Origin of the sequence: Ekhidna sp. (genome assembly GCF_039960695.1) — a bacterium.
Classification (GTDB): Bacteria; Bacteroidota; Bacteroidia; order Cytophagales; family Cyclobacteriaceae; genus Ekhidna.
The window spans coordinates 186,450-198,459 of record NZ_JBDVKP010000010.1; the positions used below are offsets into that span (position 1 = coordinate 186,450).

10 protein-coding genes are annotated in these 12,010 nt (G+C 37.0%); 3 read left to right on the forward strand and 7 right to left on the reverse strand.

The window, feature by feature from the left end; translation table 11 throughout:
• Positions 1-148: 148 nt before the first annotated feature.
• The 7 genes from ABJG98_RS06235 to ABJG98_RS06265 all read right to left on the reverse strand — a co-directional run bounded on the left by ABJG98_RS06235 (position 149) and on the right by ABJG98_RS06265 (position 6,135).
• A complete protein-coding gene (locus tag ABJG98_RS06235; RefSeq protein ID WP_348278627.1) occupies positions 149-505 on the reverse strand; it encodes a hypothetical protein in 357 nt (118 codons plus the stop codon).
• A gap of 29 nt (positions 506-534) precedes the next feature.
• Positions 535-1,449, reverse strand: coding sequence for a mechanosensitive ion channel domain-containing protein (locus ABJG98_RS06240; protein ID WP_348278628.1), 915 nt, complete (start codon positions 1,447-1,449; stop codon positions 535-537).
• A 186-nt stretch (positions 1,450-1,635) separates the two neighbouring features.
• Positions 1,636-2,832 carry a YaiO family outer membrane beta-barrel protein gene (locus ABJG98_RS06245; RefSeq protein ID WP_348278629.1) on the reverse strand — a complete coding sequence of 399 codons (1,197 nt, stop codon included), beginning with the start codon at positions 2,830-2,832 and terminating at the stop codon, positions 1,636-1,638.
• Positions 2,829-4,145 carry a glycosyltransferase family 2 protein gene (locus ABJG98_RS06250; protein ID WP_348278630.1) on the reverse strand — a complete coding sequence of 439 codons (1,317 nt, stop codon included), beginning with the start codon at positions 4,143-4,145 and terminating at the stop codon, positions 2,829-2,831. The genes ABJG98_RS06245 and ABJG98_RS06250 overlap by 4 nt, the downstream gene beginning before the upstream one ends.
• 116 nt (positions 4,146-4,261) lie before the next feature.
• Positions 4,262-5,344 carry a HEAT repeat domain-containing protein gene (locus ABJG98_RS06255; protein WP_348278631.1) on the reverse strand — a complete coding sequence of 361 codons (1,083 nt, stop codon included), beginning with the start codon at positions 5,342-5,344 and terminating at the stop codon, positions 4,262-4,264.
• Positions 5,344-5,715, reverse strand: coding sequence for a response regulator transcription factor (locus ABJG98_RS06260; protein WP_348278632.1), 372 nt, complete (start codon positions 5,713-5,715; stop codon positions 5,344-5,346). The genes ABJG98_RS06255 and ABJG98_RS06260 overlap by 1 nt, the downstream gene beginning before the upstream one ends.
• Positions 5,716-5,727: 12 nt before the next feature.
• A complete protein-coding gene (locus ABJG98_RS06265; protein WP_348278633.1) occupies positions 5,728-6,135 on the reverse strand; it encodes a hypothetical protein in 408 nt (135 codons plus the stop codon).
• A 179-nt stretch (positions 6,136-6,314) separates the two neighbouring features.
• On the opposite strand from ABJG98_RS06265, the gene ABJG98_RS06270 reads away from it, so the two are divergent.
• The 3 genes from ABJG98_RS06270 (at position 6,315) to ABJG98_RS06280 (ending at position 11,958) form a co-directional block, all read left to right on the forward strand.
• Positions 6,315-7,451: a hypothetical protein gene (locus ABJG98_RS06270; protein ID WP_348278634.1), complete on the forward strand. Its 1,137-nt coding sequence runs from the start codon at positions 6,315-6,317 to the stop codon at positions 7,449-7,451.
• Between the two features lie 555 nt (positions 7,452-8,006).
• Entirely contained in the window at positions 8,007-11,273 is a 3,267-nt protein-coding gene (locus ABJG98_RS06275) for a PAS domain S-box protein (protein ID WP_348278635.1), read from the forward strand.
• Positions 11,266-11,958 (forward strand): LytTR family DNA-binding domain-containing protein, encoded by a 693-nt coding sequence (locus tag ABJG98_RS06280; protein ID WP_348278636.1) that lies wholly within the window; start codon positions 11,266-11,268, stop codon positions 11,956-11,958. The genes ABJG98_RS06275 and ABJG98_RS06280 overlap by 8 nt, the downstream gene beginning before the upstream one ends.
• Positions 11,959-12,010 lie beyond the last annotated feature (52 nt).

Here is a 12,010-nt window from a genome sequence, read left to right on the forward strand (position 1 = left end):
ACACAGCAACTTCTTCATACGATGATCTAATATAGTAAATGATGTTCTCTAATTTGCTTTCTATTTTAAATCCACTCCGACTGAACTTATCATCTCACATCCATAAAAAAAGCCGACTAAATTGTCGGCTTTTTGAAATATGTAAATTTTAATTCTTGAGCTTATCAAAAAGGTATGAGAAGCCATCGCGAATTCCAGTATAGGCAGTTTCTGTTTCGGTCTTCACTTCATCCACTTTTTTTGAAGTTTCTTCTTTCACGTCATTCCATTTGCTCTCGCTTGTTTCTTTGATCTTTTCATAATGTTTCATCAAAGATTCTTTCTTTTGCCTAAGTAATTCGATTTTTTCATTGAACGTATCCTTTGCAGACTGCTCTACCTCTTCTTTCCTGTGTTTAAGAAAACTTATTTTTTCTTCCAGCTTATCCGCAAAAGCCTTGATACTTTCTTCATACTTATTCTTGTCATTAATATTCACGTTTTCTAAGATTTCTATTTCTTTCATGTTTCAAAATTTATCGTTTGACCATTTATTTAAGAAGCAGATTTTCCGGTTGAGGTCATCTGCATATTCATATCAGAGAGCTTTTCGCCTCCTTTTATTCCAAAGTCCAATGTTCTAATTGGGTATGGGATAGTAATATTATTCTCATCAAAAGTCTTTTTTATAGTCATAATCGCCTGACTTCTCGCTTCAAGAAAACCTGGCTGATCCGGGTATTCAATCCAGAAGTGTAGTACGAAGTTGATTGAGCTATCGCCAAACCCAGTGTAGAATAAATTAATGTCTCTACCCTCCAATAGAAATGGCTGTGATTTGATAGCATCAAGAGCTAGTTCTTTGGCTTTCTCCAGGTCGTCTCCATATGACACACCAACTTCCAGGTCAATTCTTCGCTCGTTGGTCTTTGTATAGTTTGTTAATGGATTTTGAAAAATTTCTTTATTAGGTATGATTATATGTAATCCCTGAAATGTCCGGATGATAGTTACTCGTAAGTTGATTTCTTGAATTACTCCCATGTAGCCCTGCGATTCTATTATGTCTCCGACTTCTATTGGCTTTCTGATTGCGATAAGTACACCGGATATGAAGTTGGCAGAGATATCCTGAAAAGCAAAACCAAGTGCCAAACCAATAATACCTGCTCCTGCCAATAGCGACGATACGGTTTTTTCCAGATGCAATACATCCAAAGCTACCATGAGGCCGAGTATCATTACCATAATATAAATCAGAGTGGTAAAGAGGTTTTGAACAGCCGGCTTGTCATAAAATCGTTGAAAAATCTTTCGTGCGATTAATTTTGCTGCCTTTGCTAAGAAGAAAAATAAGAGAATCACAAGAACTGCAACCGCAAAATTTGGCAGCATAGCGGTAAGGGACTCTAGCCATCCTTGTAGTTTATCCTTTAAAATGTTGAGTGCTTTTGGTATTCCGAAATCCATAATTCTTTAAGGGTTGTTTGATACTCCTTTAATATGGAAAAACCATTCCGCGCCAGAATTGTTAGATTTAAACTACTGACTATCAACTTTTTGTGATTTTCGAAAAAGATTAAAAATGTATTTTAATTCTTCATTTGAGAAATTAATTATCGAATTGAGAACTACCAACAGGTATTATACCTTCATTCAGAATTGCTTTGAAAAGCTAATGCTAGCGGAATACCTATCTCGATTAACTCCTTCTACGTATTCCTCATTTTGAGTTCCAGCAGATATCAGTATGACGTAACCATTCGTAATAAAGTGGCTGTATGAAAGCAGAAGTGTAGTGGAATTGATACGACTTATTTCAGCAAAATTATTGATCTGAAGCGGAGTAGCTCCTTGAGCTAAATTGACCTGAACATAGTGATATCTATTATTGAAAGTTCTTCTCACAAGCAAAGATCCTGTTGTGGAATGTGTGGCTTCAACAGTGGTTAAGTAGCCTTTGAAATTCGCATAGAATTTCTTGTAGTACCACCCAACTGCTGCGGTAGTAATTCGTATGGCTTCATCCTGGTCTCGGAAGTTCAATAACTTTGCACCAACTGAAAGCTCTATCTTTTTAGCTTCCAGTATAATCTCTCCACCAAATCTAAACTTCGGAAGGATCGCAGACGAGCTACCTCCAGCCTCAAAGAAGCCACTGATTTTATTGGACAACCTTGGGTAGAATTCTGCATTAAAACTGGTTCCTGTTTGATTGAACATATTCGCATAGGTGGTGGATATATTGAATGAGTTTTTCGAAACATATTGGTATTCAACTCTACCAGTGGTCCAAGGATCGAAGCTACTGGAAAACTGAGATCTTGAAATAGTCAATCCAATTTGCTGATGATGCACCATCTTCAGTTCTTCTCCAAGGGAAATTAAGGTAGGCGACTTATCTGCTGTGGACTCATAAATTTCTATGGCTTCCTTATATTTCTTTAGATTTTTGAGTGCAATAACCTTTTTCGTCTTGAAATCCAGATCATCCGGAAAAAATGAGAGTGATGCACTCGATGCGGCTAAAAGCTGTTCCCACTTTTCCTGCCACAAATACAGGTTATTATTCAGTTGATGAACTTCATAATTATCTGGATAGATTTCTAGTTGATTTACCAATAGAGTTTCCGTTTCTGGATATTCGCCCATCCACAAATACATTCTTGTTCTATATATTTCCAGATCAGCATCCTGGGGATACATTTCAAGTCCATTAGAAATTACTTGTAGTGCCACATCATAATTCTTCTCAGAACTCAACGTCTTAATTTCTGTCAGAAATTCTTCAATTGTTTGAGCTGAAGCATTCAACCCAAGTGATAAAATAAAGGGGATTAGTAGGTTTTTCATTGGGTATTTGGTTTTGCTATTTTCACTTTCTTAAATCCACTTCTCGTCATTTCACCCCAACTTTTCACTCCTTTCATAATGTCCAAGTTTCCTTTTACAGATGACCAAACGACTTTCGGATGGTAAACAAATGGTTCTAATAGTGCTGCAAAAAGGAGTTTTAGCTGATCTTTCACTTGCCCATATTTGTAGAAGGAGATTTCTTCTGCATATAGTGTAAAGGATGATATGAAAATTGAAAAACAGTAGAACATAACGAGGAGTGTAAGAAAATAAGTCCATGAAACAGAGCCTGTTAGAAGTAGAAAAACGAAATAAACCAGTCCGCTGAATTCAAGTAATGGTGCCATCCATTCGAAAAAAAACCAGAATGGATATCCGAACAGCCCGGTTATTTTGTATTTAGTATTTAAGAATAAATAGGTGTGCTTTTTCAATACTTCGTAGGTTCCCCTCGCCCATCGATTTCTTTGTTTGGCTAAAATCTCATTGGTCGATGGCGCCTCAGTCCAGCAAAGTGGATCAGGAATCATGGTCACTTTAAATTTTCTCTTTGCTCTGGTCATCATACTTCTCATTCTGACCACCAGTTCCATATCCTCTCCCACAGTATCAGTACTGTATCCGCCTGCCATAAGAATCAGCTTTCTATCGAACATGCCAAATGCACCCGATATCAGCAGTAGCCCATTTAGCCTGGCCCAAGCCATTCTGCTAAGCAGAAACGCTCTGAGATATTCAAGCACCTGAAACCGAGCAAGGCTATTTGTAGGTAAGTTCACTTTTAGCAGCTTACCATGTTCCACCTCACATGAATTGGCTATTCTCACAACTCCTCCAGATGCAATTACAGAAGAATCTTCCATGAAAGGCTTAACCATACGCTGCAATGCATCATTCTCGAGGATACAATCTACGTCGATGCAAGCGACAAGTCTGCTCGATGAAACATTAATACCTGCATTTAGAGCATCTGCTTTGCCTCCATTGATCTTGTTAACGATGGTTAGTTTTTTAAATGACCGATTTAATGATTTATAAACTGATACGATCTCTTTGGTATTCACTTTGGCATTGACATGAAATGGAACTTCGACCAGGTCAAAAGCTTCAATTACATTTCTTAAGGTATCGTCTTTGCTTCCATCATTTACTACGATCACATCGTAGTTGTTGTATTCCAAAGAAATCATTGATCTAATGTTTTCAACTATTGTCAAGCCTTCATTGTAAGCCGGTGCTATTAGCGATACAGAAGGAGCCATTGGCGAGCCAATCAAGTCATTGACTCTATAAAGCTTCCTACGCTTCATGTATTTTCTAATTGCTAGGAATGACACGCTGCTTAAAAACAAATAGCATATGGTCATTGAAACCGAAAAGCCGAGTATGAAAAAATCAACAATTTGGGTCAATATGGTCCAGGCATTCATGATATTAATTCGTTTTGGTGGTGTGAAATCATGCTTTGCAATTCTGCTGAGACGAATTCAAATTCGAGTCCGAGCTCCGTCGCTGCTGCGGCGGAAGCCATTCTTACTTCTACACTTTCATGCTCGAAGAATTTTTCAATTATTGGCCGACATCTTTCATCATCAATGTGCGCTAGATATCTAAGGCAGGCAATAATTGTGTTTGAATTTCTTGTATTTAAAATAAGTTTCTTAACTAATGGAAGGGCCTGAAAAGCTTCAAGTTCCGTTAGAGCGTTTATAACCACACTGCGTCGATTGCTGGTTTTCAAAAGCTCTATTAGGTCTGGAATAAGCTCAAAATAATTGAATCTGACAGTCATCTCCACACAAAATTCTACAACAGATTTTTGCTCATGATAATAATGCTTGGAGAAATCAGGAAGTTGATCTTTTTGTTTATTTCTCAATCTATTATAGATCGACATCTGTTCCCACTCGCTTAGTTCTTCTTTCAAGTGATCCAAAAAGCTCAAAGGATTTGGTGCCAATGTAGTAAGACCTAGCCTGGCTGCCATTCTTAAATCTGGGCTTCTTGAGTTAAGGAACTTGTAAAATTCAAAGAATGTGTCTCTTTGTCCCATTCGCTCAAGCTCGTGAATACCTTGAGCCACAACATTCCATTTATAGCTTTTAAGCTTTCGAAGACTGTGATTTTTAAGATCTAAATCTTTATAAACTTTAAGCATGGTTTTGCTTGCCTCTCCACTCAAATTTGCTTTTTGTTTGATGATCTCATCTAAAACCCACTGCGTTACTTTTCGTGATCTTCTTTTGATCTGCGCGAGCATTCGAAAACTTCGATTGTAATCCAATTCTGATCCTTCTTTTGTAACAGACTGAATGGCGATGTATGCAAGATTCTCTTTGATGTACGGCCAATATCTTTTCCTTAAGCGTTCATCCCTTTTCCTTCCAATCTTGCTGACAACAATCATCGAAAGCAAGAGAAATATTAATCCCAGCAATATGGCACATATGCCTATCACGAAGGATAATTTAGAATTCTGACTTTCGAAGAATTGCTGGATCAGAGACATCATGCTGCGTGAAGAAGTCTTTTTACCCGCATTGAAAGTTCACCCGGGCTAAAAGGTTTTGTTAGAAAATCAGTAACACCTAAATCGAAGGCTTCCAAAACCGTGGATTCTAATCCTTCGGCCGAAAGTATGATGAAAGAAGTGTTCTTTTTCTGAAATTCCCGAACATGCTCTAGCAATTGCATTCCTGAAATAAAAGGCATATGAATATCAGAAATGATAAGGCTAAAGTCATTTTGCTCAATAGCTTCTTTAGCATCTTTGCCATTGTTTACATTAATGATATCGCCCAGTCGATCTTTACCTAATTTGAATTTGATCATGCTGCTTAGCACTTCATCATCTTCGCATATTAAAATTTTCTTTTCCATGATTGTTGTGTTTTAGTGTTCAGCGTACATCGGCGTAGCCGCGCGCTTAATTATATTTTTAAGTAGTATAATGGTTTCGTTAACAGATTTAAGAAGAGAAGTCAAGCTTGGTTCGTACATTCCTCCCGACCTTAGATTTGTAAGAATTTTCAATATTTCTTCTTGTCCTAAGATCTCCAGAGTCGGTTTTACCATGTGCGCCAACTCGCTTAATTCATTTTTATTCCCACGCAAAAGAGTTTGGGGAAGTTGAGATTTTAGTGTCAACAGATTATCCAAAATATTCTGCGCAAACTCCAAAAGAAAGTCAGCATCTCCTTCAGTATAAGAATTCAGATTTGCTGCCACCATTTTTTCTTTAGCAGAAATGTTAGGGATCATATTTTCTTTTCTCAGCTCATTCATTTTCTTAAGGTTCATCCTATTTACTTATCAAGCGTTTGATTCGATTCTCAAATTCATCTCGAATACATTGGTAAAACTAGACGTGGCGTTATTCAGATTTTTACGTAAAAAACGTATTATGAAAAATGCGTAAATCCCCCTCCAATCCGACTAATGGCACTTTTAGTTTTGGATTATGAAAAATTTTAAAAATTATGAAAACTAAAAACACTATGAGCAAGGCATTGGCCTTTCTTGCAATCCTTGTAATGATCTCGTCCTGTAACACGGATGACATAGAAGCTTCACGAGACATTGAGATAAACAATGATCAGGAGGCATTAAGTACACGTATGATTGAAAAAAATCAGGCAGTCAACATTATTACCAGTTCAGCTGGAAAAAAATCAAAGGATCTCGAACTAACCTTAAAGGCAGAGTTAATTCCACCTTCAGTTAATGGTTCATTGCTTCAGGCAACTTCCGTAAGTTTAAGTGGAAACAGCTTCCTGGTAAGCTATAATATGGCTGGGGAAACATACCATGGTGGTATTGATCTGATCGATGGGAAGTTGAAGCTTAAATCTGAGATCCAGTTTAATGATGCGGATATCAATGATGTGACAATCATTGGATCAGATGCATACTTTGCTGGCGGAACGTCAAGTCTTGAGAGTCCTGCATTTGTTGAAAAAATATCCATTCAAAAAGGAGTTTTCACTTTGGACAATAATACACGGGTAAACATTGGTAGCTATACTGCTACAAGTATTACCAACGCAGGCTCAAGTATTTATGTAACGTCAGGAAACGATAAGGCCCTTGGTGGAGGTGTTTATCAATTCACAGAAGACTTAACGCAGCAAAACTATCGAGGTATCGAAGATGCCCGCTGGGTAGCGGAAGCAGATGGTGTTGTGTATTGCCTCAGCGGCAATCCCGCCAGTGTTAATTCCTTTGATTCCAATCTAAATGCAAAATTTGATTTCGAGCACTTGGCTCCTTCAAATGCAGAATCTAAAATGACAATGGATGTAGATGATGAACTCATATTTATTGCTGGAGGCAAAGAAGGGCTCCTCGTTTATGATTTGGATGGAAATTTTCTATCTCAATACACTTTTGAGGATAATTCGATAACCAATGCAGTCACTTCAGATGACGGAATCGTCTTTATCAGCAATGGTGAAGGAGGCGTACACGTCGCTTCGTACGAGGATGGAGAAATTTCTATGTTAGGAAAGCTCGAACTTGAAAGCAATGAATCAGTGAATCATATTCTTCTCAGAGGAAACAAATTATATGTCGCCTCTGGATTGGGAGGAATTAAATTAATCGAAGTAAAAAAATAAACTCAAAGTAAATTCCTCAAAGCAAGCTCAGTAACTGAGCTTGCTTTTTTTATGTCTTAATATCAGTTGATAGGGATGATTTAAGTAATTCACTTAAATACACAAATCAGTAAATCACCCTCAAAATACAGGTAATAGTTTTTCAACTTTATACTGTCAATAACAAAAATAAAATGAGAAAGAAACGATTCTATACTGTCCTCAGAATACTTGTACTTCTAGATAAATATTTATCTGCTAAATCAGCCAAGAAAATAAAAATCAACGATAGAATATTGGGAATCTAAATAAGGACAAAATTTAAAAAAATCATAGGTAGGTTACAGGTTTAAAGAGCTGCTCGAAAGGGTGGCTCTTTATGATTATTTGCACTACTTCATATAAAAAGTAATGGCCTGTGTCAGAGATTTATCCAACATATTATAGGTAGAAAATGAGATGCTCTATTGATAAACTACAATATCCATGTGTCTATCTAAATTCTAGCAGTTATATCAATCTTAATAGAAACGCTAGTGATTTGATTTTTATCTTTATATATCAAACTGAATTGGCTTGAAAAACCCACCAATACCATCAAATGAAAAAGAGCGGTTGATAGCTTTGGATGAGTATCAAATATTGGATACTCTTCCAGAACAATCTTATGATGATATTACCAAAATAGCATCCCAAATTTGTGATACTCCTATTGCACTTATAAGTCTAATTGATCAAGATCGGCAGTGGTTTAAGTCTCACCATGGATTAGGTGTAACAGAAACACCAAGACAATTAGCCTATTGCGCACATGCAATTAACGAGCCCGATGAGATATTAGAAGTTCCAGACGCCTTTAAAGACGATCGATTTCATGATAATCCATTGGCTACTGGTGATCCCCACGTTCGATTTTATGCGGGAGCTCCTCTAACAGATGATCAAGGGTTTACGCTAGGTACACTTTGTGTAATAGATCATGAGGAGAGAAATTTATCTACAGGACAAAAGGATGCATTATGGGCTCTTTCGAGACAGGTTGTAGCATTACTTCAGCTCAGAAAGGAAAATATAAAGCGAACCCAGATAAGTAGAGAATTCACTTCAATGATGGAAAATCTTGGAGATGGTGTGTTTGAATTAGATGAGAACGGTAAATGTACATATGCCAATAGTAGAATGCTGGAAATGCTTGGCAAAAAGCTAGAAGAGGTAATCAACACTTCCATATGGGATATGATATATTCGGAAGATGTTGGAGAAATGAAATCCTATTATGGTAAGCAATTCAAAAACAAAACTAAAAAGTGTAGGTATGAGTATCGGCTGAAACCGCAAAAAGGTGAGCCAATCTGGATTTCTCAAAACACAACAATGGAATATGAAGAAGGTAGAATGGTACGCCTTAGAAGTATTTCCAGAGATATTACAGCAACTAAAAAATTAGCGGAAGAGCTTAAAGAAAAAGAATCACTCTATAAACTGGTATCTGAAAACTCTACAGATTTAATCGCCTTGCACGAACCCGATGGTCGATATAAATACATCTCGCCTTCTGTTGAGGATCTTCTGGGCTACCAAATGGATGAGTTACTTGGTAAAAGTCCTTATGAATATATACATCCCGATGATGTATCCAGACTGCAAAGGGGTCCACACGATGAAACTCTTGACGGCAATAGCATAGAACAAATTGAATATCGTATAAAAAAAAGTGATGGTTCATACTTATGGATGGAATCGTATACCAAGCCCATTTTAAACGAGAAAGGAGAAGTGTTGACATTTCAGACTTCATCCCGAGACATTTCGGATAAAAAAGCAGAACAGCTGATTCTGAGTAAACATCTTGACGGTTTGACATTGTTGAACGAACTCGCCGGACTCCCATCTACAAATGATATCATTTTAGACATTGCACTGCAAAAGGTAGCTGAACATCTTGAACTTAACGTTGGAATCTTAAGTCAAATAGCTGATGATTCCTTGACTATCAAAAATCTCTATAATCCAGATTCACTTGAAATTGATACTCAAAAAAAATACAATCTATCTAATTCTTGTTGCGATGAGGTTTACTCAAAATCAGAAGTTTATTTAGTTTCTGCAAAAACAAACAATGGAGTAATTAATCATCCTTGCTTACCGGAAAAAACCAAAGTCTACGCAGGCGCCTTGATCATTAAAAATGGTAAAAAATATGGGACTATTGATTTTTTATCAACTAAGTCGGCCCAAAACTTCACTTATTACGACAAGGAGTTTTTACAGTTGTTTGCCAATTGGATTGGTTCAATATTAGAAGCGCAAGAAGAAAAGGAACTTTTAAAAAGTGCGAGAAAGAATGCAGAAACAGCCTCTGAGGCAAAAGATAGCTTTCTTTCAATGATGTCCCATGAAATTCGCACACCGCTCAATGGGATTATAGGCACGACACATCTATTGCTTTCAAAATCCCCAAATGAGTCCCAAATTCCATATTTGAAGATGATGGAGCAAAGCAGTAATAATCTAATGTCAATATTGAATGACATCCTTGATTTTGGTAAGATTGAAGAGGGTAAAATCAAGATGGATAAGATTTCATTTAATCTCCATGAACTTGCTTCTAGTATCCACAATAATTATAAAATTCAAGGAGATGAAAAAGGAATAAATGTATCCTTAGCCTATGACGACTCTCTTTCTGAATTCTATTTAGGAGATACAGTTCGCATCAGTCAAATATTGCATAACCTTCTCAGTAATGCCGTGAAGTTTACGCATGAAGGTCAAGTAATCTTAACACTCCATAAAGAGAATTCCCATGATAATTTTGATGAAATATTGTTTAGCATCGAGGATTCAGGCGTAGGAATTCCAGAAGAGAAGCAACATGAGATTTTTGACGTATTTACTCAAGCTGACAAAGCTACGACAAGAGAATTCGGAGGCTCCGGCCTAGGTCTAACCATCACCAAGCGCCTGCTGGAACTAATGAATAGCTCCATTCATCTTGACAGCACCGTAGATGCAGGATCCACATTCTCCTTTAAATTAATAATGTCGAGATCTTCTGAAAAATTAGGAGAACATGGAATGAGCGGAAATGCTGTTGGCTTTCAAAAGCTAGAAGCATCTATACTATTAGTTGATGATAATTTATTCAACAGGGCCATCGCTAAAGATTTCTTAGAATCCTGGGGATGTGCAGTATTGGAAGCCGGAGACGGTTCGGAAGCTTTAAATGTTCTAGAAAAAAACACTATTGATCTTGTGTTGTTAGATCTTCAAATGCCTGTAATGGATGGGTATGAAACAATTAAAGTAATTAGATCACATAAATTAAAGACTATAAAACAACTTCCAGTCGTAGCATTAACAGCCGCTGCAATGGGCGATATAGAAAGCAAAGTTTATCAATCAGGAATGGATGGATTCATTACTAAGCCTTTTCATCCTACAGACTTTTATCAAAAGCTTTCCATACACTTAAATCCGTCAATGAAAATAGAAGCTAAGAAGGGTATAGAATTACGAATTCTCGATAAATTGCAACAAACGCTAGGAGCTGATGAAAAACGGATCGATAAATACTTAGATGTTTTTCATCAAACACTGAAAGAAGAATACGGAGTATTGAGTTTATCTATTGAGGAAGAGAACTTACTAACTATTAAATCTTATGCTCATAAAAACAAGTCGAGTCTTTTGCTAGGAGGCCTTGAAGAATTAGGAAACGATGCTGAAGAGCTGGAAGAAATGATTAATCTCAACATGCCTAAATCCAGAATACTGGAAAAAGCGTTGAATCATCAAAAGGAGATTGGAAAAGTACTAGAGGAATTAAAGATCAATGAGTAATCAATTGAAAACAATCGTGGTAGATGATGACAAGTTTCAACTTGAAATCATCTCGACCTTCGTCAAAAACACACAATTTCTATCATTGGAAGGAGCGTTTAATGATCCTATGGTAGGACTGGATGCTATAATTGGCGCCGATCCAGATCTGCTTCTATTGGATGTAGAAATGCCAAAGTTGTCTGGATTTGACCTAATAAAATCGTTAAAGCACGTGCCTCAAACAATAATCATTACTGGAAAGAAGGATTATGCGGTAGAAGCCTTTGAACTTGATGTTTTAGACTATTTGGTGAAGCCTATAGACGATTATGTAAGATTTCTTAAAGCCGTGACCAAAGCAAAAGAAAACCATACGAGTACAGATGGTAAGGTTGGTGAATCTATTTACGTGCGAGATGAATCACTTCTGGTCAATATCAAAACGAAAGACATCCTCTATTTTGAGGCGTTTGGTGACTATGTGAAAATTGGAACTCAAGAAAAAATTTATGTTATTCATTCTACACTCTCCAAGATTGAGTCACGGCTGAATGACGAGTTTATTCGAGTTCATCGTTCGTTCATCGTTCGTCTGGACAAAATCAAAAACATAGATCAAGGGAATCTTCAGATAGGAGAAAAGATTCTTCCAATCAGCCAATCTATGCGCCCGAAACTGATGAGTAAAATCAGTACTTTTTGACGCTTCTCTTTAAACAGTCGATTTCCACTAACCAACTAGCATAATGCTTAGA

What these genes read in the sequence shown, in the direction of transcription:
- ABJG98_RS06235 (WP_348278627.1), bottom strand. Translation starts at nt 505, where the DNA reads ATGAAAGAAATAGAAATCTTAGAAAACGTGAATATTAATGACAAGAAT.
- ABJG98_RS06240 (WP_348278628.1), bottom strand. Translation starts at nt 1,449, where the DNA reads ATGGATTTCGGAATACCAAAAGCACTCAACATTTTAAAGGATAAACTA.
- ABJG98_RS06245 (WP_348278629.1), bottom strand. Translation starts at nt 2,832, where the DNA reads ATGAAAAACCTACTAATCCCCTTTATTTTATCACTTGGGTTGAATGCT.
- ABJG98_RS06250 (WP_348278630.1), bottom strand. Translation starts at nt 4,145, where the DNA reads ATGAAGCGTAGGAAGCTTTATAGAGTCAATGACTTGATTGGCTCGCCA.
- ABJG98_RS06255 (WP_348278631.1), bottom strand. Translation starts at nt 5,344, where the DNA reads ATGTCTCTGATCCAGCAATTCTTCGAAAGTCAGAATTCTAAATTATCC.
- ABJG98_RS06260 (WP_348278632.1), bottom strand. Translation starts at nt 5,715, where the DNA reads ATGGAAAAGAAAATTTTAATATGCGAAGATGATGAAGTGCTAAGCAGC.
- ABJG98_RS06265 (WP_348278633.1), bottom strand. Translation starts at nt 6,135, where the DNA reads ATGAACCTTAAGAAAATGAATGAGCTGAGAAAAGAAAATATGATCCCT.
- ABJG98_RS06270 (WP_348278634.1), top strand. Translation starts at nt 6,315, where the DNA reads ATGAAAACTAAAAACACTATGAGCAAGGCATTGGCCTTTCTTGCAATC.
- ABJG98_RS06280 (WP_348278636.1), top strand. Translation starts at nt 11,266, where the DNA reads ATGAGTAATCAATTGAAAACAATCGTGGTAGATGATGACAAGTTTCAA.